The sequence below is a fragment of the Akkermansia muciniphila genome (genome assembly GCF_002884975.1).
GTDB lineage: Bacteria > Verrucomicrobiota > Verrucomicrobiia > Verrucomicrobiales > Akkermansiaceae > Akkermansia > Akkermansia muciniphila_C.
In genome coordinates this window covers 664,328-689,108 of sequence record NZ_PJKB01000002.1, presented here as the reverse complement: position 1 = coordinate 689,108, position 24,781 = coordinate 664,328, and the positions used below count along the sequence as shown (strand labels likewise).

General features: G+C 59.2%; 26 protein-coding genes. 10 read left to right on the top strand and 16 right to left on the bottom strand.

Going from position 1 to position 24,781, the window contains the following annotated elements:
* Nucleotides 1–73 precede the first annotated feature (73 nt).
* The gene (locus CXU21_RS09030) at nucleotides 74–2,068 is read right to left on the bottom strand and encodes an ABC-F family ATP-binding cassette domain-containing protein (RefSeq protein WP_102725796.1); all 1,995 of its coding nucleotides are present in this window, start codon (nucleotides 2,066–2,068) and stop codon (nucleotides 74–76) included.
* A gap of 83 nt (nucleotides 2,069–2,151) precedes the next feature.
* Nucleotides 2,152–2,655 (bottom strand): peptidylprolyl isomerase, encoded by a 504-nt coding sequence (locus tag CXU21_RS09025; protein ID WP_102715143.1) that lies wholly within the window; start codon nucleotides 2,653–2,655, stop codon nucleotides 2,152–2,154.
* 208 nt (nucleotides 2,656–2,863) lie between these two features.
* Between CXU21_RS09025 and CXU21_RS09020 the strand changes: the two genes are divergently transcribed.
* The 10 genes from CXU21_RS09020 to CXU21_RS08975 all read left to right on the top strand — a co-directional run bounded on the left by CXU21_RS09020 (nucleotide 2,864) and on the right by CXU21_RS08975 (nucleotide 11,206).
* Nucleotides 2,864–3,637: an Hsp33 family molecular chaperone HslO gene (locus CXU21_RS09020; protein WP_102725917.1), complete on the top strand. Its 774-nt coding sequence runs from the start codon at nucleotides 2,864–2,866 to the stop codon at nucleotides 3,635–3,637.
* Between the two features lie 117 nt (nucleotides 3,638–3,754).
* The gene (locus CXU21_RS09015; protein ID WP_102725795.1) at nucleotides 3,755–4,324 is read left to right on the top strand and encodes a hypothetical protein; all 570 of its coding nucleotides are present in this window, start codon (nucleotides 3,755–3,757) and stop codon (nucleotides 4,322–4,324) included.
* Nucleotides 4,321–5,379, top strand: a complete 1,059-nt coding sequence (locus tag CXU21_RS09010; protein ID WP_102725794.1) for a hypothetical protein — start codon at nucleotides 4,321–4,323, stop codon at nucleotides 5,377–5,379. The genes CXU21_RS09015 and CXU21_RS09010 overlap by 4 nt, the downstream gene beginning before the upstream one ends.
* Complete coding sequence (locus tag CXU21_RS09005; protein WP_102725793.1) at nucleotides 5,376–6,341, top strand: GDSL-type esterase/lipase family protein; 966 nt, start codon at nucleotides 5,376–5,378, stop codon at nucleotides 6,339–6,341. Before CXU21_RS09010 ends, CXU21_RS09005 begins: the two co-directional genes overlap by 4 nt.
* Nucleotides 6,342–6,408: 67 nt before the next feature.
* Complete coding sequence (locus CXU21_RS09000) at nucleotides 6,409–6,816, top strand: hypothetical protein (RefSeq protein ID WP_102715136.1); 408 nt, start codon at nucleotides 6,409–6,411, stop codon at nucleotides 6,814–6,816.
* A gap of 322 nt (nucleotides 6,817–7,138) precedes the next feature.
* Nucleotides 7,139–8,779: a hypothetical protein gene (locus tag CXU21_RS08995; RefSeq protein ID WP_102725792.1), complete on the top strand. Its 1,641-nt coding sequence runs from the start codon at nucleotides 7,139–7,141 to the stop codon at nucleotides 8,777–8,779.
* Entirely contained in the window at nucleotides 8,779–9,339 is a 561-nt protein-coding gene (locus CXU21_RS08990) for a hypothetical protein (RefSeq protein ID WP_102725791.1), read from the top strand. The genes CXU21_RS08995 and CXU21_RS08990 overlap by 1 nt, the downstream gene beginning before the upstream one ends.
* Before the next feature lie 224 nt (nucleotides 9,340–9,563).
* Entirely contained in the window at nucleotides 9,564–10,169 is a 606-nt protein-coding gene (locus tag CXU21_RS08985; protein WP_102725790.1) for a MarC family protein, read from the top strand.
* Between the two features lie 15 nt (nucleotides 10,170–10,184).
* The gene (locus tag CXU21_RS08980) at nucleotides 10,185–10,889 is read left to right on the top strand and encodes an alpha/beta fold hydrolase (RefSeq protein WP_102725789.1); all 705 of its coding nucleotides are present in this window, start codon (nucleotides 10,185–10,187) and stop codon (nucleotides 10,887–10,889) included.
* Nucleotides 10,886–11,206: a DUF3820 family protein gene (locus CXU21_RS08975; RefSeq protein WP_102721160.1), complete on the top strand. Its 321-nt coding sequence runs from the start codon at nucleotides 10,886–10,888 to the stop codon at nucleotides 11,204–11,206. Before CXU21_RS08980 ends, CXU21_RS08975 begins: the two co-directional genes overlap by 4 nt.
* Nucleotides 11,207–11,242: 36 nt before the next feature.
* Here the strand turns inward: CXU21_RS08975 and CXU21_RS08970 are convergent, their stop codons facing one another.
* The 14 genes from CXU21_RS08970 to CXU21_RS08910 all read right to left on the bottom strand — a co-directional run bounded on the left by CXU21_RS08970 (nucleotide 11,243) and on the right by CXU21_RS08910 (nucleotide 24,570).
* A complete protein-coding gene (locus CXU21_RS08970) occupies nucleotides 11,243–11,596 on the bottom strand; it encodes a hypothetical protein (protein ID WP_146017035.1) in 354 nt (117 codons plus the stop codon).
* Entirely contained in the window at nucleotides 11,593–11,823 is a 231-nt protein-coding gene (locus CXU21_RS08965; RefSeq protein ID WP_102725787.1) for a hypothetical protein, read from the bottom strand. The genes CXU21_RS08970 and CXU21_RS08965 overlap by 4 nt, the downstream gene beginning before the upstream one ends.
* 18 nt (nucleotides 11,824–11,841) lie before the next feature.
* On the bottom strand, nucleotides 11,842–12,432 hold the full coding sequence (locus tag CXU21_RS08960; protein ID WP_102725786.1) for a DUF2589 domain-containing protein: 591 nt from the start codon (nucleotides 12,430–12,432) through the stop codon (nucleotides 11,842–11,844).
* Nucleotides 12,433–12,442: 10 nt separating this feature from the next.
* Nucleotides 12,443–13,249: a hypothetical protein gene (locus CXU21_RS08955; protein ID WP_102725785.1), complete on the bottom strand. Its 807-nt coding sequence runs from the start codon at nucleotides 13,247–13,249 to the stop codon at nucleotides 12,443–12,445.
* Nucleotides 13,250–13,284: 35 nt separating this feature from the next.
* Nucleotides 13,285–14,136: a DUF2589 domain-containing protein gene (locus tag CXU21_RS08950; RefSeq protein WP_102725784.1), complete on the bottom strand. Its 852-nt coding sequence runs from the start codon at nucleotides 14,134–14,136 to the stop codon at nucleotides 13,285–13,287.
* 147 nt (nucleotides 14,137–14,283) lie between these two features.
* Nucleotides 14,284–14,769 (bottom strand): LytR/AlgR family response regulator transcription factor, encoded by a 486-nt coding sequence (locus tag CXU21_RS08945; protein ID WP_102715114.1) that lies wholly within the window; start codon nucleotides 14,767–14,769, stop codon nucleotides 14,284–14,286.
* Nucleotides 14,770–14,952: 183 nt separating this feature from the next.
* Complete coding sequence (locus tag CXU21_RS12505; RefSeq protein WP_219723171.1) at nucleotides 14,953–15,924, bottom strand: ABC transporter substrate-binding protein; 972 nt, start codon at nucleotides 15,922–15,924, stop codon at nucleotides 14,953–14,955.
* Between the two features lie 9 nt (nucleotides 15,925–15,933).
* Nucleotides 15,934–17,559 (bottom strand): ABC transporter permease subunit, encoded by a 1,626-nt coding sequence (locus CXU21_RS12500; RefSeq protein WP_219723170.1) that lies wholly within the window; start codon nucleotides 17,557–17,559, stop codon nucleotides 15,934–15,936.
* A complete protein-coding gene (locus CXU21_RS08935) occupies nucleotides 17,552–18,304 on the bottom strand; it encodes an ABC transporter ATP-binding protein (RefSeq protein WP_102715112.1) in 753 nt (250 codons plus the stop codon). The genes CXU21_RS12500 and CXU21_RS08935 overlap by 8 nt, the downstream gene beginning before the upstream one ends.
* Before the next feature lie 54 nt (nucleotides 18,305–18,358).
* Entirely contained in the window at nucleotides 18,359–19,450 is a 1,092-nt protein-coding gene (gene phnW, locus CXU21_RS08930; protein WP_102725783.1) for a 2-aminoethylphosphonate--pyruvate transaminase, read from the bottom strand.
* A 21-nt stretch (nucleotides 19,451–19,471) separates the two neighbouring features.
* Nucleotides 19,472–20,263, bottom strand: coding sequence for a phosphonoacetaldehyde hydrolase (phnX, locus tag CXU21_RS08925; RefSeq protein ID WP_102725916.1), 792 nt, complete (start codon nucleotides 20,261–20,263; stop codon nucleotides 19,472–19,474).
* A 142-nt stretch (nucleotides 20,264–20,405) separates the two neighbouring features.
* A complete protein-coding gene (locus tag CXU21_RS08920) occupies nucleotides 20,406–21,674 on the bottom strand; it encodes a hypothetical protein (RefSeq protein WP_102725782.1) in 1,269 nt (422 codons plus the stop codon).
* A gap of 119 nt (nucleotides 21,675–21,793) precedes the next feature.
* Nucleotides 21,794–23,242: a hypothetical protein gene (locus tag CXU21_RS08915; protein ID WP_102725781.1), complete on the bottom strand. Its 1,449-nt coding sequence runs from the start codon at nucleotides 23,240–23,242 to the stop codon at nucleotides 21,794–21,796.
* A 17-nt stretch (nucleotides 23,243–23,259) separates the two neighbouring features.
* Nucleotides 23,260–24,570, bottom strand: coding sequence for a 4Fe-4S binding protein (locus CXU21_RS08910; RefSeq protein WP_102725780.1), 1,311 nt, complete (start codon nucleotides 24,568–24,570; stop codon nucleotides 23,260–23,262).
* Nucleotides 24,571–24,781 lie beyond the last annotated feature (211 nt).

Here is a 24,781-nt window from a genome sequence, read left to right as displayed (position 1 = left end):
CCGATTGATTCCTGCATCAAAACAGGACCGTTCCCCCACCGGGAAACGGTCCTGTTTTTCATTGAAAATTCCCTCAGCTTCCGGAAAAGTTTCTTTCCGCCTCTTCTTCAATGCGGGCTTCCGTTTCTTCAATCTTCTCTGAAAGATCGGCCCACTGCGTAAAGCAGGTTTCCAACTGGCGGTCCGCCTGCTGGAAGCGGGTAGTAAGTTCCATGACGGCTTCCGTATCAGCCGCCACCTCCGGACATTCCAGCCGGGAGGTAATCTCCGTCTTTTCCATTTCCAGACGCGCTATCTCCGCTTCCAGCTGTTCCAGTTTCTCCTGAAGGGGGCGGAGCTGGCGCGTCTTTTTCTGGCGTATTTCCGCTTCCAGGCGCCTGCGCGCCCTGCGGTCCACTCCGGCTCCCGGGTCAGCCGCCCCGGAGGCGGAAGACGCGGCGGAGGAAGCCAGGGCCTGGTCCCGCTCCACCTTTTCCAGATAATCGGAAACATTGCCTATGTAAATGCGCGGCTTCTCTCCCGGCACGAATTCCAGCACCTTCGTCACGATGGGGTCCAGAAAACTGCGGTTGTGGGAAACAATGCAGTAGGAACCCGGATATTCGGACAACGCCTGTTGAAGCACCTGCTGGGACTGGATGTCCAGGTGGTTCGTCGGTTCGTCCAGAATCAGGAAATTGGCCGGATGCAGCAGCATGCACACCAGCGCCACGCGGGAGCGTTCACCCCCGGAGAGCACGCCCACGCGCTTGTGCACGTCATCCCCCCGGAACAGGAAACAGCCCAGCAGGTTGCGCACCATGGGCGCGGATTCCCGCGTAGCGGCCGCCTCCACGCATTCCAGGACCGTCTTTTCCGGGTCCAGGTCATCCGCATGCGTTTGGGAGAAGAAGGCGATCTGCGTATGGCGCCCCATCGCCACGCTGCCGGAGCTGGGCTCCTCCCCGCCGGAAATAAGACGGGAAAACGTGGACTTGCCCGCGCCGTTCACCCCCACAATGGCGATGCGGTCCCCCTTCACGATTTCAAAATCCACATCCTCAAAGACGGAAATGGGGCCGTAACGCTTGGAAACCTTCTCCAGCCTGACCACGGAATGAGCTCCGGCGGGAGGGGTGGGAAAATGGAAATTCATCACGGCGTCATCCTCCTCCACCTCAATCAGCTCCACTTTTTCCAACTGCTTGATGCGGGACTGCACCAGGGACGCCTTGGTGGCCTTGTAGCGGAAGCGGTCAATGAACTCCTTCGTCTTGGCTATTTCCCGGTCCTGGGCCTTTTTCTGGCGCAGCAGGATCTCCTTCCGCAGCACGCTTTCCTTCAGGAAATAGGAGAAATTGCCCGCGTACTCCTCCGCCCGGCCATGGTAAAAGGCGATGGTGCGGGAAACCAGGGAATCCAGCAGCGCCACATCGTGGGAAATAAGGATGATGGCGCCACGGTAGGTACGCAGATATTGTTCCATCCACCGCTGGGACTGAATGTCCAGGTGGTTTGTCGGTTCATCCAGCAGCAGTACTTCCGGCTCCCGGAGCAGCAGCTTGGCCAGGGCGATGCGCATTTGCCAGCCGCCGGAAAATTCCCCGCAGTCCCGTCCAAAGTCCCGGTCCTTGAACCCCAGCCCGCGCAGGATGGATTCCGTGCGGGGACGCAGCCGGGCGGAATCATGGGCGTGCAGCACCAGCTCCAGCTCCCCGATCTCATTAAGCACCTCGGAATACGCGGCGGAGCGCGGGTCCAGCTCCGCCATCTCCTTCGTCAGCGCGTCAATGCGCGTCTGGAGTTCCATCAAATCCGCAAAGGCGGACATGGCTTCATCAATGAGCCTGCGCCCGCGGACGTGGATGCCCTCCTGGGGCAGATAACCCACCTGGGAGTTCCTGGCCTTGATGATGGACCCGGAATCCGGTTCATTAAGTCCGGCGATGCACTTCATCAGCGTGGACTTGCCCGCGCCGTTATGGCCCGCCAGGGCAATTCTTTCCCCATCCTCAATCGTAAAGGAGAGATCATTAAACAGAACGCGCGCGCCATACTGTACGCGCAGATTTTGAACGGCCAGAACCATGTACCGGAAGAGTAGAGAGAAGAAAGCAGCGGAAGGCGCGGTTAAAAACGCCTTTCCGCCGCCTGAATGAGTTGGAGGCAGCCTTATTTGCCGAGGGCCTTGTCCCATGCGGCGATGCGGTCCGCCTGCTCCGTGAACAAGTCGTCCGCAGCATCTTCCATGGTGATACCGGAAATGGTATCCCCCTGCTCGATGGAGTCCACCACGTCCTGTCCTTCCGTCACCTTGCCGAAGACGGTGTGCTTGCCGTTCAGCCAGTCAGTGGGCACGTGAGTGATGAAGAACTGGGAACCGTTGGTGCCGGGGCCGGCGTTCGCCATGGAAAGCACGCCGGGGCCGTCATGCTTGAGGTCCGGACGGCATTCGTCCTCAAAACGGTAGCCGGGACCGCCCATGCCCGTGCCGGTGGGGTCGCCGCCCTGGATCATGAAATTCGGAATCACGCGGTGGAACTTGAGCCCGTCATAAAATCCCTTGGAAGCCAGGTTCAGGAAGGAAGCCGCCGTCACGGGCGTCTTGGAAGCGAACACCGTGAGCTTGATGTCGCCCTTGGAAGTATGGATGGTGATATTCTTGTCGGTTGCCATGGGTGCATGTTAAACGCGCGGAAAGGCATGGTAAAGACTGTATTGCGTGCAGTCGCCGGGCCTGCGCCGTTATTTCCGCGCCAGTTTCCTTTTACTCTTTTACCGGGTACGTAAAGGGAACAGCCGCGCGGCGGCTACCTGTCATGATCCCCGCTAATGACAGGAGGAACGGTTGATTTTCTGCGGGAAAGAGCTGAATTTATATGATATGAGCGAAGAATTGGTAGAAGAATTCGTTACGGTTGAATCCATCTTTGTCCGGGAGCGCAACTGCCTGGTGCTGAAGGCGAAATTCTCCCCCCTGTTCACGGACTACTACCTCCATCTCATGCAGTACGGGCTGCGGAACGAGGAGCCTTACGACAGCCTCCTGAAAGAGCTGATGGCCTATTTCACCCTCTACATGGTGGCGCGCCCCTGGGCGGAACAGCACGCCTGGACGGTGAACCTGAAGACGCCCGCCGTGGCCAACCTGTTTGTCACGGGCTCCTCCCTGACGGAATCCGTGGTGGGGCGCATCTTCACGCAGGATATCAAGGAGCCGGAGGAAAACACCCTTTACGCCACCATGCTCCGCAAGGGCTTTGAACCGCGTTACTCCGTGGTTCCCATTCCCGGAACCACTCCGGCCCAGTGGGTGGAGGAATTCTACAGGCAGAGCGAGCAGAGGAACGCGCGCTGCATTGAACTGCCGGATGAATGCTACACCATGGTGACGGCCCAGCCGGACGCGGATGAAGAGTGGCTGGCCTCCCTCACCTGTGAAAAACTGGCCCATCTGGAAGAGAATGAAGACACGCGCGTGCTTGAAACGCGCAGGTTCCGCTTTTATTGCGGCTGCACGCTGGACCGCATCCTGCCGACGCTGAAGGCTCTTCAGGAACGGGAGGAAGACCTGTTCCAGGGAGAAGAGGAACTGGAAGTCACGTGTCCCAGGTGCGCCGCCATTTACCGTGTGACAAAAGAAAATCTGGAAGATTGAGACATACATGATTTCTTTCTGACAATTAGCCTTTTCGGCAGCGAATTTCGTGCTTAAACTTTCCCCGTGCCGACTTGTCCGAAGTGTTTACATAATTTCCACCGCGGGGCGGAATCATTGTGCCCTCACTGCGGCTTTTCCCTGGAGAACCTGGACAGGAAATACGGCAGGGATTCCATCCCCTACCGCCGCGTATGCGACAACGCCGGAGCCCTCCGGCAGCAGGACCGCGTGAAGCTGAACGCCCTGCTGGAGAAGCTGGAACGGCGCATCCCCCCCGTCCTCCTTTCCGTCTATTTCCCCAACATCCTGGAGCCCTTCTCCCTCATCCCGCACAGCTTCTGGATGATGAACCACCTGACGGTGGACGAGGCCGGCTTCCCCAACCACCGGGGTCCCCTGGACCCGCAGTGGCTCCTGATCCTGGTGCTGGACGTGCGCACGGATACGGCCTGCTTCATGTGGGGATATGAACTGGACCCGTACGTGGAACCGGACCTGATCAACAAATCCATCATGAAGGCCCGCATTCCCCTGCGGGAAAGCATGCTGCTCCAGGCCGTGGGTTCCATCATGAAGGATGCCGTCCAGCTCGTGGCCCGGAAAGCGCGCTCCAAGGTCAGGCACCCCATGCGCTACGGGTTGATGCCCCCTCCCCCCGCGGACCGGAAAGGAGGCGGCGCATGAAATTCCCGTTCCTCCCCTTCCTGCTGACGGCGGCCGTGTGTGCAGCCACGGCCCAGGAGCTCCCGGCCCTGAAATGGACGCCCCGCGACCAGCAATCCCTGATGAAGGGAACCTGGTGGGACGCCCACGCCCCCCTGCTTCCCCCCGTGGACGCGGCGGCGGCCCCGTCCCCCTCCGTGCCGGAACCCGCCGCCAGTGCGGATTCCCCCGCCGTGGACCCCGTTCCGGAAGACTTCACGGATGTGAACGAATATTTTCTTCCGGATTACATCCGGACCTCCACCGGGCTGATCGACCCCCAAAAGCTTCTCACGGAAGTGGAGAGCAATGACGTCATTGAACTCATCAAGCTCATCAAGTCCCGTTACAACGTCAACCTGTTTGTCAGCATCTTCGCCGCCGGGCAGAAGGTCCCCCCCTCCGTCAATGCTCCCACCATCGCCCGCCAGATTTTCAGGAACAAGGAGCGCAACCTGCTGCTCCATTTCCACATGGGTGACATTAAAAGCGCCCAGATCGCGCTGGACCCGGACCTCAGCGCCCAGCTTGGAGATGCGGGCCGCCGGGACCTCCTGTACCAGGTAAAGCAGGACGCCTCCCGCTTCACCCACCCGCAGGACGAACTCATTGAAGCCATGATCTCCCTGGCGAGGAGGACAGAGGCGGACATGGCCTCCGCCCCCAGGCCCACGCTGCCTGCTCTGGACCCGGACAACCCCGCCAGCATCCCGGAGGCCAACATCACCATCCAGGAGCCGGAGGAAGCGCGTGAATCCCACCTCCATGCCATGATGAAGGCCTGGATGTCCTTCGCCCTGGCCAATGTGGCCGGAATTATCCTGCACGTCTCCGCGCTGGCGGCCGTGGTGGTGCTGTGGCTGGTCTGGAAAAATAAGAGAGTGGTGCATCTGCTGCCGTCGGAACCGGACAAGCGCCTGGGCGCTCCGCACGGCGCCTCCCAGAGCCGCCCCGTGAACTACTGCATGCAGGACGGCCGCGGACCGGACTCCATCGGCCGCAGGCAGATGCGCCAGCACATGCGCGACGTCTCATGACAAAGCCTTCTCCACCCCCCGGAATCCGCGCCGTCCTGAACAGCGCCGGAGAACTGGAACTCTCCACGGTAAACGCCCCTCCGGGCGCGGTCATCCGCATGGACGTAAATGCGGACTCCCCCCGCATGCTCTGCACGCAGGGCCGTTACCTGGCTCCGGTGCAGGCCCCGCCCGGCACGCGCATCCGTTACCGCCTGTTCCAGGGGAAGCGCGGGCTTACGGAACCGGAAACCTTCATCATGCCGGGCATTCCTCCCGCCCTGCCCGTTCCTTCCACGCTGATTCCCTGCACCCAGAACCGGGATTTCATGATTTATGACTGGGCCGCGCGCCATGAAGCCGCGTGCCGCCTGGTGCGGGAAACGCATCCGGACCTCCTCTTCATTGGTGACTCCATCACCCACTTCTGGGGAGGGCCGCCCGTGGATGAACCGCACCGGGACATCCTCCAGAAATCCCCGGAAACATGGAGCATGTGCACGGAGGGAATGACGGCGGCCAATCTGGGCTTCGGCTATGACCGGGTAGAAAACGCCCTGTGGCGGCTCCGCCACGGCGAGCTGGACGGCGCGGCGGACAATGCCGTATGCGTGATCCTCCTGGGCACGAACAACCTCACGGAAAACACGGACGCGGAAATCCTGGAGGGCATCCGCGCCGTTTGCCGGGAAATAACCGGAAGACTGGAAAAGGCCACCGTCATCCTCCAGGGATTCTACCCACGCAACAGCACGCGTGAAGGCACGGCGGAACGCATTGCCTCCATCAATCTTCTCCTGGACCGCCTGGCCGCGGAACAAGGCTTTATTTACACGGAACCGGGCCGCGTCATGGCGGATGCCTCCGGACGCGTTCCGGAAGAACTTTCCAATGACGGCCTCCACCCCTCCGCGGCCGGTTATGAACGCATCGCCGCCGTACTGGCCCCCGTCATCAGACGGGCGGCGGAACGGAAAAAATGACGCCATCAAGAAACCGGACGCGCTTTCCGGGGTTTTTCCTCATAGAAACCTCAGCAGAAATACCACAATGAACAAACAGGACGATACAAAACTCTGGCAGATTCTGGGCCATGCCTCCCAGCCTGCGCCGGGGGATGATTTTGCCCGCAAGGTCATGATGCGTATTGCCGGGGAAGAACACGCTCCTGCCGTTCCGGTGGAATCCATCCGTCACTTCAAGCGGAACTCCTTCCGCATCTGGGGCGCCGCAGCGGCGGCCCTGGTGGCTGCCGTCATCGGCATTGCCGCCCTGATGGAACCCTCTGCTCCGGAAACAGCCCCCATGTCCTTCGCAACCCTGAACATTGACGATGTGCTGGTGGAGGAAGCCGGGCTGGCCCTGGGCCAGGAAAACCTGGTGGACGCCCTCTGCGTGCTGTCCTCCACGGAAACGGGCGTCATCTCCTCGGACAACATCCAGGACCTCCTTCTGTAACTCCGGAAACGGAAGCATTCTGCATGCCGGCCAGGGCGGAAACTCCCCGCCGGACAGACCGGATTTCTTCCTCCCCGCCTTGAATCCATATTCCGGCCCCTTTTTCCGTAACCCGGAGCACACGGGCGCAGAAACAGCCTGAACACATTCCAACTACTGTAACCTACCTTGGCGGGTGCTGAACGGCACCCGCCATTTTTATTGGAGATAACCGGAGATTTCTTCTTCATCACGTCTGAGGCGTGTTGTTACTGTTCCATGATTTCTTCACGTTCATTGAAGAACTAAATGTTTAGTTCGCAAACAAAAAACTATCAGGAAAATGAATAACTATATTCCTCTAAACAAGGCTATTGGCCCGAAAGTCATCTGCGACGGGTACCAGGCTCTCATCCCCCAAAAGCTCGGAGTCGATGCGATGACGTTCACCTTTGACGGTTCGGAGTGCGAACACGCCACTTGTCCCGGTGCTCCGGAAATATTCATCAAGGTCGAAGAAAACGGCCTGTATTATTTCGGCATAGAAGCCGACGACACCGGAAGCCTTACCATTGCTGGCGAAGAACTCTGTAAGAAGGATGGAACACAACCCAACGGTAAACTGAATATTGAAACGGCCTCCAGATATTTGAAAGCCGGTTATTACAAGGTGGCTTTGTCGTGTACTAACAATGCTTACGACCCCACTAGCAACAACGCAGTTGCGTTCAACGTCACGATGGACAAGGAACCTATCCAGGCAGGGAAGTACGAAGGCAACTCGACGATGAAGCGCGAATTCTCGCCGTCTCCCAAAATCAAGCTGTGGACGATTGAGAAAGAATCCGACATCAAATGTGAAGAATCAAAGGAAGTAAAACTGGAATTTGAAAGTCCGGAAATTATCTATTCCCCAGAAATTGATTCTTGTAAGACGAACCCAATTCCTCCCAAAATTTGTGTAACAGTCTGTCAGGATAAGGATGAAAATGTATGGAAGTGTCGTGTTGTTTCCGCTTCTGCTGGAGCAAAAATTACGATTTTCAATGATAATTTTATGAATCCTCTCATTACTCCTCCTCTTTCTGAAGAAGAAGCTATTGAAGCGGTCAATGAAATGAACGGCTACCAAGCTCGCGGAAGAGTTGGGACTTGGCACACGCCAGAAGCTTCTGTCGCCCACGAGGAACACCATCGTAGACAATGGGAAGACGCTTTTAATTACTACTGGAAGGAGATGAAAATACAGGAAAAACTCGAAGAACGAACTTTTTCTTGTGACACCTATAAGGATATGGATAAAGTTATAACCTTAATGAGTGGATACGCCGATTTGGCCAGTACAAATCTCACTATTGCGACCGCCGAATATGTCATACAGTTGCCGGACAGAGCCAATGATAGGCCCTACTGTGCCGGTCAGAAAGTTTTGAATGAGGCAACCCGCAAGGTTATCCTCTTAGCGGATGCTATGGATTGGAAAAATGTACCCAGAGTAGTCACGGAACCGGGAACCATTGAGCCTTCCTGTTTTCTGCCTCCAGTCAACAAGGAGAAATCCCGGAGCATGGCCGTTGCTGATCAATCGGCACCCTTGATCCTCTCTATTGCGGATACCTCCCGGTTTACGGAAGGCAGGATCACTGCCTGCTTCCGCAACGAAGAAAACGAACCTATCCGAATTCCGGACGAAATCAATGACGAAACATCCGATTACTTCTTTGTAACGGTATTGAGGACAGAACAGGGGGATGCTCGCATCCTGAACGCTAAAATGGGGAATATCACCTTCCAGCGGCCCTTGAACTACCGGGAGCTTTCCCCGGGCCAGGAATACAGTGTGACAATTCCGGTGTGCCTGGATGAAGTCAATCTAGAAGACTGGAAACAATGTTCTTGTGAACTCGAAACGCGCTACTATAATCAGCAGGGTAAGGATTGTTTCCTGGGGGGTCTCCGGGCGACGGCTAAACTCGTGCTGTGATGAAAAAAATCTTCCGGTATTTAGCACTTCTGGCAAGCCTGTCCTTCCATGCTGCGGCATGGGGGGACATGGCCGACAACGGGATCGAATGTTCCGTGGTGATGGAAAAGACCGAGTTTGACGCAAGAGAGACTTTCCCGGACTTCAAGCTGGTGTTCACAAACAAAGGCGAAAAAACCGTTCGCCTTTTTGATGACTTCTATCCACTCAAGGATTATGGCCCGAATATTTCCATAAAGATTTTTTTAAAAACGGGAAACGGGAAGAAGATGGACAAGCCCACAGCTTGGTATGGAGCCGGGTATCAAATTGAACGGAGAGCGAACTCCATACACTTCATTACGTTACAACCGGGAGAAAAACATGAAGTGCTCATCAAGGATGCGTATTCATTGTTGGTCTATCTTGGCCCTTTTCCACGTCTTTTCAACGGAAAGAAGTACGAGTTGGAAGTAAGCTTCCGGGATGGATATGGAGAGCCGGGGATCTGGAGAAAGTATGTAGGCAGGAAAGATTTTGAACCAGTAAGCCGATCTCCTAAAGGAGTTTTTCCTCAATAGCTTTTCCCGTCTCCCAAAGGATGCTTGCCTTAATAACCTTCCTACCATATTAAAAAGATATGGTCTCATATGCAAAGCCGCCCAAAGTCCCTCAAACCGCTTTCCGGATATAAAGACCCCGCTCCGGCGCTGGGGAAAAACAGCCGTCCAAGCGGGGAAAATTTCCGCTGCCGACGGGTTCCCTTTGACGCGCCCGCCCGTATCGTTTACAACGGGCGTATTCCATGCAGGATTTCCTTTCCACCGTTATTCTCCTGTTCATCGTCATTGATCCCGTGGGACTGGCTCCGATGGTTCAGGGCATGCTGAAAAAGTATTCTCCGGCCCGGCAAAGGGCCATTCTGATGCGTGAACTTGTGTTCGCGCTGAGCCTGCTGCTGCTGTTTTTCTTTTCCGGCAAATTCCTGCTGAACCTGCTGGGGCTGGAACCGGCCACCCTGAACATTTCCGGAGGCATTCTGCTGTTCCTCGTGGCGCTGGGCATGGTATTCCCGGCCAAGGACATGCTCGCCTCCGCCGGACGAACGGCGGGCCAGGACGAGCCTTTCATCGTTCCCATCGCCATGCCCCTGATGGCCGGGCCTTCCTCCCTGGCCATCATCATGCTGCATGCTTCCCAGAGCCCGGACAGCATTTCCCAGATGACTTATGCCGGGGCCATCGTGACGGCATGGCTCCTTTCCGGAGTGGTGCTCTTCATTGCGCAGAAGTTCCTGCGCCTGCTGGGGGAAAAAGGAACAATCGCCCTGGAGCGGATGATGGGCATGGTGCTTATCATGATTTCCGTCCAGATGTTTATGAACGGCCTCGCCGGATACGGCGTGAAATAGGAAAGGGCTTTCACCATGCTTTGGCTCCTGCACGGCAACCTGGGATCTCCGGCGGACTGGAAGCCCGCCATGGAAGCCCTGCGCGCCGCAGGAATCGAGGTCCGCGCCCTGAACCTGTGGAAGTATCTGGAATGCTGCCCCAAGAGCCTGGAGGACATGGGGCGCGTGCTGTGCTCTGAAATAGCCGCCCAGGACAAGCATCCCTGGCTCTGCGGTTATTCCCTGGGAGGCAGGCTGGCCATGCAGGCCGTTCTGGCCCATCCCCCCCTCTGGAAAGGCGCCGTATTCGTCAGCGCCAATCCCGGGCTGGAAGATGAAGAGGAAAAAGCCGCGCGCCGCGCAAAGGATGCGGAATGGGCCGTCAAATGCCTCTCCGCTCCGTGGGAGGATTTTTTAAAGGAATGGGACGCGCAGGCCGTGTTTGGCGGGGAAGCGGGAAACCCTGGCCGCTCCTCCCTGAAACCGTGGCGCAAGTCCGTCTCCCGCGCGTTTATTGACTGGTCCGTGGGCGCCCAGAAAAACCTGGCCCCGCTCCTGAAGCAGTCCCCTGTTCCCCAGTTATGGATAGCCGGGGAGCGTGATCCCAAATTCACTGCCCTGGCCCGCCGGGCGGCGGGGGAACAAGCCGTCATCATTCCCCACGCCGGCCACCGCCTTCCCCTGGAAGCTCCGGCGCGGCTGGCGGAAAGCCTTCAACAATTCATCCTGCAAAACCCATGAACGATCCCAAAATACCGGACGCGGAAGATTTGAGAAAACTGGTGGAGGAAATCGCCCAGACCCACGTCCCCTTCGGCATGTACGGTCCGGCCAAGTACCCGCCCAAGGGGTGCCCGCTGATGGACGTGCCCCAGGAATACCTGGCATGGTTCCAGGCCAAGGGTTTTCCCAAGGGAAAACTTGGCCGCCTGATGGAACAGTGCCTGCTGCTGAAGGGTAACGGGCTGGACCCGCTTTTTGACCCCTTCCGCAAAGCCAACGGCGGACGGACGAAGAAAAACGCCCGCCGCCGCGTGTGGGATTTTGAGAGCGAATAACCTTCCCTCCGGAAGGAACGCATTCTTCCCGCGTCATCAGGGGGGGGGAATGAGCTTCACTTCCCGCCTTGTCCCGTCCTCTTCCGTGACGGCCAGCACATAAAACACCCGGTCCTCCTTCTTCCCGCGCGTGACGGTAATAGTCAGGCTGCCGCGGGACAGCTTCACGCCATTCTCCGGAACGGAGAAAACGCCCAGCTCTCCCAGCAGTTCAAGCGCCCTGGCGCCGTCCCTCACACGGATGGTCTGGCCGTCGCCTGAAATTTGCTTCTTCACGTCCTGCCACGCGGCGGCCAGCTGGCCCGGTTCCCGCTGCTGCATCTCCGCCAGGGAAAGAGGGGGCAGAGCCATGCAAAGCACGGCGGACAGCATGATCAATAGTCTCTTCATGACAGGGAGGCGGCAGGGAGTTGCTTGTTAATGGTGGCCTGGAACTTTTCCAGGGCCTGCATGGCGTGGCCGGAAGTTTTCCGGTCAATGGAAAGCTTCAGCCCGCAGTGGGGGCATTCAATGCCGCCGGACAACAGGTCCGGAATGGTTGTGGGGAAATACACTCCGCATTTGGGGCAGTCAAGCCCCGGAGTGCGCTGGTAGGAATAAGTGGTTTTCTGGTCCATGTTTTTTCTTTCAATTAGTTATTTTTTCTCCTGGGAGGGAGAATCTTCATAATGCGGCCTGGAGGTCAGCTGGAGGAATTGGGACAAGCCGGAAGGCATGTCCGCCTGCTGCATGGTGACATGGATTTTCATATTCGCCTGCAGGGAGGAAGAGGAGGAGCCCCTCCCGGACTGGGGCGCCAGGGAAGCGCGGAAGTTCAGCCCGTCGTCCTGCCCCTTCCCGGCGGAGGAATCCACCTCACCCTTGTTCAGGGAAAAGCGTTCATCCGGAGCGGAGGCGACTGCGTCAATGATGTTGATGTCAAAGTCAAAGTCCGCCTGCTTGATTTGCAGCAGAGGCAGCGTCACCAGGCTGATGAGCGGCACGCTGACTTTTTTCTCCGCGCCGCCGGAAGCGTCGCTGTCCGTAAAATTAAAGCTGATGAGCCTTAACGCGCCCGTGGAACCGTCCGCAGGATTGTAGGACTCAAAAGCCAGGGACATGAAATGCTTCATGTAGCGTTCCGTGGACATCGCGTCCGCATCAATCGTCGCGACCAGCGGGGCCGAGATCAACTGCTGCAGGCTCATGATGTGCCCGTTCACCTTGTTGTTTGTAGAATCACTCATAATAATATCACTATTGCGCGGCCAGTCCGGAAACGTCATTCTGCTCCGCCAGGACGGCGGGAACGGCTGCGGGCGCGATGTTGAGGTGAAGCGTCTGGATGGAGTTCTCCGGCATCTTTTTCAGCTTTTCCGTCTCCACCTCCACGTCCACCACCACATTGCTTACCTGCCGGGTGAACGCATATTTTTCCGCAAGCACGTCAATAAAGGAAGAGAGGCCTTCCCGGAGGTTCGCGCGGCACTCCTGCCTGAGGACATCCCCCTGTGCACCCTGGAACAGGTCGGCCAGATCGGGATTGTCCATGAATTCCTTCTCCGCCACATCCGCCAGAAGCTCCGCCAGCAATCCCTTGTCCAGTCCGGAGTCCGCCCGCAGGAGGGCCCCCTCATGGCTGGAAACAGCCGCAGTCATCTTCTTTCCCAGGTAGAGGCAGAAATTCCTTTTCCACTGTTCCTCCCTGGCAAGCAGGGTGGAAAAATCACTTCTTGCCTCATCCGCCGGGAGATTGGAGTGCACCACGGCCATCACAATGGAACGGATGGCATACGCAGGCACGCGCTCCGCCAGTTCCTGCTGGAACAGGCTGCACTGCTCCGCATCCAGCACCTGCCTCTCCTCCACCCCGGAGGTTCCCGTCACCGCATACTTCAAATCGAATTCCAGGGACCCTATCTGGGCGCTGGGAAGCTGGAAGCCACGCACACCGCCGTGCTTCCCGTACTGGCGCGCCAGCCCCGCCGCATGGCAGTTCGCCGCGTGCTGCGCTTCAATAATGTCCCTCAGCAGGGATTCGACGATCAGATTCAGACGAGACATGGCTCTGGGATGGAAGAGAAATCGTTATGCTCCGGTTATTGTGCAGGCGTGGCGGCCACGGCCACCTTCCTCTTGAGCTCTCCGGCGCTCACCGTGCAGTTCTTGGCGTCTTCCTTGGAAATCGTGTATTCCTTGCCGGAATCCGTTTTCACAATCTTGGCTTCATTCCCCGCACCGTTATCAAACGCGTCCGTGGCATCCCCTATCCGCAGGGTGATGGCGTCCGGCTCAAACAGGCCTTCCTTGTTCTTGTAGGAGGTCATCAGTTTCACGCTTCCATCGTCCTGAATGGCATGCTGCACCTCCAGGGAACCGGTGGGAGATACCACGGAAATGCTGTTGTTCAGCATTTCCAGCACCTTGGCCATCCCGGCGGGCATGCTGTCCTGTCCGGCATGAACGGCCACGTCCATCGTGTATTCCACGCTGTACTTGGAATCCTTCGTAGCGGAGGAGTCCTTCTTGCTGGAATAGCTGGCGTTCATCTTGGCGCGCGCCCAGGCACATCCTCCGGAGGCGGACGTCTTGACGTCGGCGGCGCTGGAGGAATTCTCCGTTTCCGTGCTGGCGGCGGAAGCGCTGATGCTCGCCTTGAAGTTAATGTCAATGGAGTTGATGGCGATGTAGGGGATGGGGACGATGGTCAGAAGGGGAACCGTGATCTGGGCCATGTGGCCGTCCTTGAGGAACTGGAAGGAGACGTTCACCGTCTTCTTCTCTTCTCCCTCCGTGTACAGTCCCACATTCTGGATGAACTCCCAGGAGGTCCGGGCCGCCTGGGCCTGGGCTTCCACACAGGCCACCAGGGGGCCGCCGATGATGCTGCCGAAAGGCAGCGACTGCAGGGAGGCGGTCGCCACGTCTGCTGCTGATTTATCAATTGCCATATTATTTTATTTTCTGGTTGAGGTTAGTATGATGTGCCGCCTTCCGGCGACGTTGTGATCATGGGAGCATTCCGGAGCCTTTTCCATCCCGCCTGTCCGGAAGGCCTGTTCCGCCTTCCCGGACCGCCGGCAGGGCATGGCCGGCAGCTATTTGGAAAACGACAGCATGTTCAGGCTCCCCAGCACTTTCTTTTTCATGAACTTGCTGACGGGGATGGAGACATTCCCCACCTGAAGGAAATTACCCGCAATGGACTCTATGTGCAATTTATTAACCAGATAGGAACGATGCACGCGGATGAAATATTCCCCGTCCAGGTGTTCGGCCACCCGCGCCAGCGGGGCGGAGACCAGAATGGACGACATGCCGTGCACATGCAGCGTACAGTAACTCCCTGCGGCCTCCACGTACAGGATGTGCTTCATCAGGATGCGCTGGAAGCCGTCGTTCATTTTGACGAACACCATGGGGTTCCTGGACAGGGAAACCGCAGGGACTTTCCCCGCCGGCGGAGAAAAGGAGCCCTCCTTCATTTCCATGATTTCCAGCTTGTCCCCCTGTTCCACCGGCTCCGGCACCGGAGCGTAGCAGACCCTGTCTTTTTTAGTGACTTTAATAAATTTAACGGTCATTCAAAAATCATACTAAAAACTTTAAATACTCAATAAATTCATCAATGAACAGCAAAAATGACCTTCTGAAACCAAATTTCTCTTTTCCGAACGGCCATTGGAAACCGTGCCTTACCAACGCATTCAGGCCGCGGAAACGTTGTTCCGCGGCCTGAAATCCTCCCGTATCTGCCGGGAGAAAACCTAATTCATCAACGCCTGGTGCCTTTTCAGCAAGTCCACCGTCAGCGGTTCGGGAAAGGCCTTCACGTTGGATGATCTGGCCTCCTCTCCGGAGGCTTCCCCCTCATACAGCGGCACGGGATAAACCTTGAGGATGCCGGGGCGCGCGCCATGAACCAGCACCTCCGCCATTTTCATCGCCAGCGGGTTGGTTCCGGCTCCCTTGTCCGTCACGCAGACGGACTCCGTCAGCATGAAATTGCCTTCCGCCGGGTCCACGTAATCAATGGGCAGGCCGGCCTTCCTGTCCGCCACGGCCTGGTGGCGCAGGCCGAAGGCAATCGCCACCTCCCCGGCGCGCACCTTCTTCAGCGGTCCGGAACCGGAATTTTCCAGATGAGGCCCCGCGTTCTCCATCATGCCGTGCAGCAGGCGCCCCGCCTCCTGCTCCCCGTACGCGCTGACCAGGGCCTGGACCATCAGCCATGCCGTGGAGGAACTGCGGATGTTGGGAATGGAGATGAAGCCCCTGTACACCGGGCTGGCCAGGTCTTTCAGGGCTGCGGGCCGCGGAAGGCCGTTCTCCTGAAGCGCCCTCGTATTGATGAAAATGGCCCCTTCCTGCGCCGTGAGGGGCGCGCAGAAACCGGGCGTCTTTTCCAGGGCATGAAACGTGAAGGAGAGGGGGGCGAACATCCGGTGGCCCTGCTGCGCGCTTTCCAGGTAGTAGGTGGAGGCGGTAATCACGTCCGCCTCAATGTTGCTGCCCTCCGCCATGATCTTTCCGCCCAGCTCGGAGGTGCTGAAGGAGGAAAAAATGTACTGTCCGGAAAATCCGGCCCTATCCAGGGCGTCCTGCATGGCGAGCCGGGATTCTTCATCCGCGTTGGAATAAATCACTACCTCCGGGCTCTGGTTGCAGCCGCCCAGGCACAGAAGGACTCCGGAAACGGCGGCAAGCGCGCAGGCAACCATGGTGGATTGTCTTTTCATGATGGTATCTTATTGTTTTTTAGTGCATCTGGCGGCAATGCCGCCCAGAATGACCCTGGCCAGAATATTCGTGGCCAGAATCAGGAGGGACATCACAAAGATGGAGTCAAACTGCGCGTAATGCTGCAATTCCTTGATCTTGGTGGTCAGCACGGCCGTTCTGGCGCCCACCAGGAAGATGACGGCGCTGATCGTGATCATGCTGTTGATGAAATAATAGCTGAACATTTCCAGCACGGTTCCCAGTGAATTGGGCACCACAACCCGGCACAGGGTTTTCAGCCAGGAATCACCCATCAGGGAAGCCGTAGCCTCCCAGCCCTTGTTCATTTTCTCCAGGGAGCTCTTGCCCATCAGGTAGGGCGTGGTAAAGAAATGGACCACGTTGCAGAGCACCAGAATCAGGAAGGTGTTTTGCAGGCTGGTTCCCGTGAAGGCGAACAGGAACGCCAGGCCGAGCACTATGCCCGGAATGGTGTTGGTCACCACGGCGATTCCATCAATCGCGCCGCGGGCCACCCTCCCCAGGCCGGAGCGCGCAGAGGCCAGCGCGGCGCCGTAGGAAAGCAGGGTGCCCAGTAGAGCGGTCAGCAGGGCCACCCACAGGGAATTGCCGTAAATGGAGAGCAGGCCGCGGGAAGACAGGATGCGCATGAAACGGTCCATGGAAAATTCCACTTCATAAGGCCAGTTCCTGACAAAAGGCACCACGAACATGACCGCGAAAACCGCCGCGATGGTTCCGATGACGGCCAGGGACCCGGCGCCGCACACGGCGTCCCTCAGCGGGCTTTTAACGATGTCCTGGCGTGAAACCTTGTTGTACCGGAAATTGTACCGTTCCAGGTAATTGATCAGCAGGATGCTGATGATGGACGGCAGCAGCATGGAAACGGCTACCGCCGCGCCGCCGCCGAAGTTCGGTATGGCCCCCAGCATTTCATTGTACAAATGGATGGCCACCACGTCAAAACTGCCCCCGATGGAGGCAGGAATGCCGAAGTCCGTAAAACTCAGCGTGAACGACTGGATCAGCGCCGCCCCCAGCGTACCCACCAGCGGCCTCACGGCCGTTCCCAGGAAGGTGCGCACGGGGCCGTCCCCCATCACCTTGGAAACGATGGTAAAGTTCTTGTCTACATACTTGAAGGTATTGTTGATCAGCAGGAAGGCGATCGGCAGCGTGTAAATGGTGTAACCCAGCAGCATCCCCTGGAAGCCGTAAATGTCCAGCACCTGGAACCCCAGCAGCCGCGTCAGCAGCCCTTCCCTGCCGAAGGAGTAGATGATGACGAAGCCGTACGTGATGGTGGGCAGGAACATGGGCGCCACCGTCATTCCCGCAATGAACTTGCGGAACAAGGGCGGCAGCCCCGTATTGTTCACGGCATACGCCAGGAAAAAGGCCAGCGCGGTGGTCAGCGCCGCGGAAACCCCGGAAATCAAAAAACTGTTCCCGAAGGATTCCAGGAATGCCGGGCTGGCCAGCATGGCCGTATAATTCCCCAGGCCGGATTCCCCGCCTACCAGGAAGGACTTGCCCAGCAGCAGCGCCATGGGCAGGACCAGGAAGACGGAGAACACCAGGGCAACCGCCCAGAACACGCCCCGGATTTCTATCTGGGTTTTATGCATAGGAACCCTCAAAGAGGGAAAGAATGTTATTCCTCTTGATCTCCAGCTGGTTCAGAATGAACTGCTTCACAAAGCTGTTGCTGGGGCTGGAAATGATTTCCCGCGGTGTGGAATACTGGGAAATGCCCCCCTCGTTCAGGATCAGCACCCGGTCGGACAGGGTGAGGGCCTCCTCCGGATCATGAGTCACGATGATCGTGGTCAGGTTGTACTCCCGGGCAATCGTCTTGATGCGGGACTTGATGGACTCCTTGATGACGCCGTCCAGGGCGCTCAGGGGTTCGTCCAGCAGCAGGATGCGGGGCTTCATCACCAGCGTGCGGGCCAGGGCCACGCGCTGCTTCTGGCCGCCGGAAAGCTGGTCAATGCGCTTGTCCAGATGTTCGCTCAGGCCCAGCAGCTCCACCAGCTCCCGCACCTCCCGGGCGGAGCTGGCTCCCGGCTTGTTCTTCAGGCCGTACGTGATGTTCCGGTAGGCGTTCAGGTTGGGGAACAGGGCGTAATCCTGGAACACGATGTTGAAGCCGCGCCGCTGCATGGGCGTGCCGCTCACGTCCTCCCCGTCAAAGAGGATCTGGCCGCCGTCCAGCTCCGCCAGCCCCAGGATGACGTTCAGCAGCGTGGTCTTTCCGCTGCCGGACGGCCCCAGGATGGAGACGATCTCCCCTTTCCCGATGTCCAGGCTGATGCCGTTCAGAATGGGAACTCCGTTATAGACTTTCTTGATATTTTTCAATTGTAGCATGGTAAACTCCTGGCCGCCGCAGCGGCCCGCTGGGATTGATGGATGGAAAGGGAATTACTTGTTCCGGCGGATATCCGCCACGGCCTCCGCCAGGCGGCGGAAATCGTCCGGGAACACGTCCCCGATATTGCCGATGCGGAAGGTAGGGGCTTCCGAAATCTTGCCGGGGTAAATGACAAAGCCCCGTTCCTTCAAGGCCTCGTAAAACTTCTGGAAATCAAAATCCTCCTCCGGGTACAGGAAGGACGTGATGATGGGGGACTGGAGCTCGTCCGGCAGCAGGGTCCGGAACCCGCTCCGGCGCATCCCCTCCACCAGCTCCGCGTGGTTTTCCCGGTACCGGTCATGGCGGGCTTCTACGCCGCCCTCCTCTTCCAGCTCCTTCATGGCCTGGAAGAAGGCGCGCACCACATGCGTGGGGGAGGTAAAGCGCCACTTGCCATGGCCCTTCTCCATCTCCGCCCACTGGTCATACAGATCCAGGGACAGGGAGCGGGACGCCCCCTCGCACCGGGCCAGGGAGGAGCGCCTGGCAATGACGAAGCCAAAGCCCGGAACGCCCTGGATGCACTTGTTCGCGCTGCTGACCAGGAAGTCGATTCCCAGCTTGCGGATGTCAATGGGAATGCCGCCGAAGCTGCTCATGGCGTCTACGATGAACGTCAGGCCGCGGCCGCGGATCGCCCTGGCGACGGCCTCCACGGGATTCAGGATGCCGGTGGTGGTCTCACAGTGCACCATGGCCAGGTGGGTGATGTCCGGGTGCTCCTCCAGCGCGCGCCGCACGGCCTCCGGCGTCACGGGCGCCGTCTCCTTCAGGGAAACGAGGACGTGATTCAGGCCATGGCGGCGGGCGATGTCCCCCATGCGCTTGCCGTACGCCCCGTTGGCGACGATCAGCAGCTTGTCCTGCGGCCTGACGGCGCAGCTCAGCGTGGCTTCCACGGCATAGGTGCCGCTGCCCTGTAAAAGAACGGTGGTGTATTCGCCGTCCAGCCCGGCCAGCTTCAAAAGCTGTTCCCGGATGACGGTGACCACGCCCTCGTTGTAATCCTTGTCCCAGGTGCACCAGTCCTGAAGCATGGCCTGGCGGACGGATTCGGAAGTGCTCAGCGGGCCGGGGGTAAGAAGAAGGTAATTTCTCATGGTTAATGGATGGTTGAAAGGCTAGCGGTTCATGGAGGCGTTGATCTCTTCAATGCAGGCGGGAAGCTCACGGATGGAATCCAGCACGTAATGGGCGCCTGCATCCAGCATGCGGCGGCGCACTTCCTCCTTCATCCTGTTCAATTCTTCTGCGGGCGTGGCTTCATAATCCTCCTCGCCCAGGCCCAGTTCATTGCTACCCGTAATGATGCCTACGGTGTGCACCCCCGCGTTCAGCCCTTCCCGGATATCCGCCATCGTATCACCCACCTTCACCACCTGCTTCACGGAAGGAACTTCCAGGTCAATCATGTTCCGGTAAACCATGTACGGCGCGGGACGCCCCGCGGGAACTTCATCCGGCGTCACCAGGTTGTCCACCACGTAACCCCGGGCGGCGGCTCCGGGGCGCACGATGTCCATCATCTCCGCCGTGTAGCCCGTGGTGGACCCGACTTTGATGCCCTGGGCCTTCAGGCCCTCCAGCGTTTCCACCACGCCGGGAATGGGTGTGGTGAAATCCTTCAGGGAGGCGAACAGGTGCGTTTCAAAACCGGCGTAAAGCTCCCGCACGTCGGATTCATTCCAGGAACGGCCGTACTTCCGTTCAAACTGTTCGCGCACCGGCTCCATTTCCAGAATGGCGCGGATGTGGTCCACTTTCAGCAACCCCATGGGTTCCCGCGCCTGCCTGTAGGTGATATCCAGGCCCTTTTCCCTGAACACGCTCAAAAAAACGTTCAGGGGAGCGAAACAGCCGAAGTCCACGGCCGTGCCGGCCCAATCCATGATGATGCAACTGACTTTATTCATAATCTGTATTGTCTGGTCGTTGAAGGTGGCCTGCGCGCCATGGCGGCCTTCCTTCGGGAACGGGGCCAACCTAAAACCTTCCCCGCCGCCGGACAAGGGCTGCTTGGTTGCAATGTTGTCACATAAACGGCGCTGGACACGGTCAGAAATTCGTGTACGCGCCGCAGATGAACGTCCACCCCGTCAGGCCCGGGGAACGGCCGCCGCTGGAATGTCCGTACTCCGCCATCGTCATGATCTTCAGCCGGGCCGGATCATCCTTGTACACAAAGAAATTCAGCCCCGCAGCCACAGCCTGGTAGCAATCCACGCGGTTCCCTCCCCTTTCCGCCATGGAGGCATAGCGCTTGTTCAGCTTTACGGCGTCCGGACCGAACCCGAGCTGGTACCGCGCCACCGCCTGCACGCGCCCCGTCAGGTTGAAGGACGGCATGACGGTCAGCCCCGCCAGGTCGGACGGGGCTACCGTGGTTCCTCCGGAGGAATACTCCTTCAGGCGGGAGGCCCAGACCGCCTGCGCCATCAGCTCAAACGCCCCCTGTTTTCCGTAATAATACACGGCCAGTACATTACGCGCCCCGGTCCCCGTGTAATTGCCGTCATAGGGGCGGTCCTTCATGTCCCCCCAGTTGTAAATCCAGTCGCAGTAAAGCCGCCCTTCCTTCAGCAGCATGCCATCCGCGCGCGCGGACAGGCCCAGGCTCATGTTCACGGACTCCCACGTGCCCCAGGTTCCACGGCTTCTCTCGTCCGTATTGGACCACAGGCCCGCGTAATACCCCAGCGGCTCCTTCTTTTCATCATTATAGCTCCAGACGCCGAAGGAACTGTCGCTCACCAGCATGTTTTCCACGGCGGAAATCTCCGGCAGCTTGTACTTGGAACTGGAAATGCGGTTCTCCGCCAGAATGACGGGAAGCACCTTCCCCGCGCCCACAACAGCGCCCGGCAGGGAATATTCCAGATTGGCCTCGTAAAGGTTGCCGCGGGTCATCTTGTGGTCGTTCCAGCGTCCGCCCTTGTAATAGCCCAGACTGTCCACGCCGCCCATGTTCCAGATATTCGTCACCTTCAGGTCCCGGAGCACCCTGGCGTTCCAGCCCAGCCTCAGCCGCCGCCATTCCTCCGTGCGCCCGTGGGAGCCGGGGTACGTCTCAGAACCGTTGGGGGCTACGGCCGCCGCCTGGTACTGCGCCCTCAGGGACACGTTGAATTCCTGAATCCACGGATTCCCGGCATTTCTGTATAAATGCACGTTGCCGGGATGCCCTCCATAGCTCTGCGCCCATAGGGCGGAGAGGGACGCCGCCCCGCTTTCCGTTCCGTTCCAGGAGGAAAAGCCTTCCGCGCCATACGCGGAACCTACGGCACAGCCAAGACAGGCGGCATAGAAAAAAGAGGACAGGGACATGATTCCCCACCATAGCCGTTCCGGAAACCGCCTGAACCATTTTCAGGTCAAAAAATCGCCACATACCGCTCCGCGGAGAGGCGCAATACCGTACTGATTCCCCACTCCGGGGGAGGAATTCACGGACGGTGGGCGCAGCACGGCCCCACTTCCCCCGCCTGCAAGCGGTCAAAGGCCCATTCCCCGAACGTCCACGCCTCATTCTCCCCTTTGGCAAGGGCAAACTGGCGGAAGGTCTCCCGGAACAGCTCCCGCACCTTCCCGATGGGAAGGGCCCGGCGCAGCAGGAACGCCGTCCTGTCACCCTGGGGGCGGCCTCCGGCAAATACGTCGTAAACGCCTTCGCTCCGTCCCACCAGGGCCAGCTCCGCAAACAGGGGACGGGAGCAGCCGTTGGGACAGCCGGAAATCCGGAACACCACGGGCTCGTCATCCAGCCCGAATTCATGCAGGATTTCCTCCAGCCAGCCGTTGAGCTCCTGATGAATCAGGGAGGAAGCGGCACGGGCGCGGCGGCAGGCGGGCAGGCCGCGGCAGGAGCAGGACTCTATGGAGAGCGGAGAAAAACGCCTGGAACCGCGCAGCAGCATCTTGATGCGCTCCGCCACGCATCTGTCCGCCGGATGAAGACGGAGATTGCCGCGCGGCGTGATGCGCACCGGAGCCGTCAGGAAGGGAGCCACGCGCCGGAACGCCGCAGCCACCGCATATTCCGGCGTATCCTCCAGGCAGCCGGAGGGGAGCGCCACCAGCAACCCGTTGTAAAAGTCATTGCGGCTCCATTCCCCGGAAGAGGAAAACTCCGGTTCCTCCCCTTCTCCCGGATACAACCCGGCGTTTTTCAACTCGTTCCGCACCCAGTCCAGGCCGCGGGTGGCGAACAATGACTTCAGCCGCCTTTTGCGCGGATTCTCCGTTTCCCCGAACCGTTCATTCAAGGCCGTCAGCACTGCCGCCGCCTTCAGGGCTTCCGGCAGGGAATACCGCCCCAGCCATGACGCGGCACGCGGAGCCAGGGCCGGGCTGCCGGCGGGGATGCCGCCCCCGCCTCCGGCAAACAAATGCACGCCGCCTTCCGGATGGCCGCCCTTGGGCACCGCAAAACCGAGGTCACAGGAAAACAGGCCGAATTCATGGTGCGGGGCTTCTTCCAGGCAAATCCTGACGCGCTTGTGCAGGGCGGAGAAACGTTCTTCCGGCCTGGGATCAGAGGAGAAGAGGCATTCGCGGTTCCTGCGTATTTCATATGCCGGGAAGGAAACGGGGGAGGAAAACCGATTCAGCTTTCCGGCAAAGTGAAGCCAGGCGTCCCGGTTTTCCCCCCAGCAAAGGGAAGACCCCACATCCACGGCCTGTTCCGTATACGGAACCAGGCGGGAAAGCTTCTCCGCCAGGGCCATGCCCTTCCGCACGCATTCCTGCTCATCCGCCCCGTCCAGGGGCATGGACAGGGTGGAGAAGGAAACAAGGCGGCATCCGCCGTCCACGGCCTCCAGAATGGCCTGCCACTGGGCGGGCTCCATCCAGCCTCCGCAAAAAGGGTATTCCAGGGTATACGTATCTCTCATGATCGGATTGAATAATGTCAGACTCTCGCCGTCGCCAGAAACACCACGTGCATGACGGAAATCAGCGTTACAAAGTACAGGTCCGCCCGAGCGGACGGCACGGAGGAAAAGGGCCCGGCCATGCCGAAGCCAAGCGCGCCGCGGGAACACCGGGAAATGCAGTCCCGGCACAGGGTGCAGCGGCGGGAAATATGGCAAACCCCTCCCTCACGGGAGATGGCCAGGTCACGGCAGGCGGAGGCGCACTTCATGCAGCCGGTGCATGCCTCCCCCACGCGCATTCGCCAGGAGGAAAGCCTGCCCAGCAGGCTGGCCGCCAGGCCCATGGGGCAGAACCTGCTGCAATATTCCCGCACGCCGCTTGCGGAGCTTCTCTTCCAGGCAAACGGAGCCGCCAGCGCCGCGGCAAGCGCGGCCGCCAGGGCGTATCCCAGCGGCACGCCCAGGATGGCCAGCAGGAGCGGAAGCCCCGCCGCCGCGGCAAGAAAAACCCATCTCCAGTCACGGGAATCCTTTCCCCCCTTCACGGGATGCCCCTTCCTGCGGGAGAAGGAGGCGGACAGACAGTCCCACACCCCGAAGTAGCACAGATGGCTGCACCAGGCGCTCCCCGCCAGAAGCACGGACACGCTGAACAGCGCCAGCATGAACATCCCCTCTCCGCGGTACACCGGGCCGGAAAGCATCATGAACGGCACGGGGAGGTGGAGCCTGCCCGTCATCAGCAGGGAGGAGGCTACCGTGACGCCCAGCAGGAATTGCAGGAAAAAGACGGAGGCGAACACGGTCCACATCACACGCCGCCTGCGGGGGGACGCCTGCGGATTCAGCAGGCCCGCCGCGCAATAGCCGCCCCACCAGGCCAGCAGCAGAATAGCCAGTCCGTTGAAGCCCTGCCATGGGAATACGCGCTCTCCCAGCAGAAGGGGGAAAGGAGCCAGTGCATCCAGCGCGAACAGAAGCACCACGGAAGCGGAAAACACGCGGCTGCGCGCCAGCTCCGGCGCGGACAAGCCCTTCTCCCCGCGGCTGCGCCACAGAATGGCCCCGGCATGGAGCAGCAGGACGCCCATGAGAATGGCGGCCAGGCGCACAAACGGCAGCCCCTCCACGATCCGCATCCCGGCCAGATGGACCGATTCCACTCCCCAAAAAACCAGTGAGGCCAGCAGCAGGAACGTGACGCTCCTGCGGAGCCAGCCGCACCCGGAAAAAGACAGGGCCGCCAGCGCCAGGCACAAAATAACCCCCGCATTTACGCCGCCGCGTAAAAAATGGGCGGCCGTCATCAGAAAACAGAAGGAGGAGATGAGTCCGGGGCCAATCATGACATCATGGGCGCCTGCCTGGCGCCCCCAACATACGTGAAAAGGCCCGGCCCGCCAGCAAAAAACGGGCCATCCGCCTGCGGAAGGCGCCTCATTGCGTCACCCCCTGTTTCCGGAATACGCGGAAGGGCGCCCGCGCGGCGGTGAAAGCCGCGGGGCGCCCCGCCGGAAATGGCGGCTCCCGTGTCCCGGCTCTTTTCTACCGGGACAC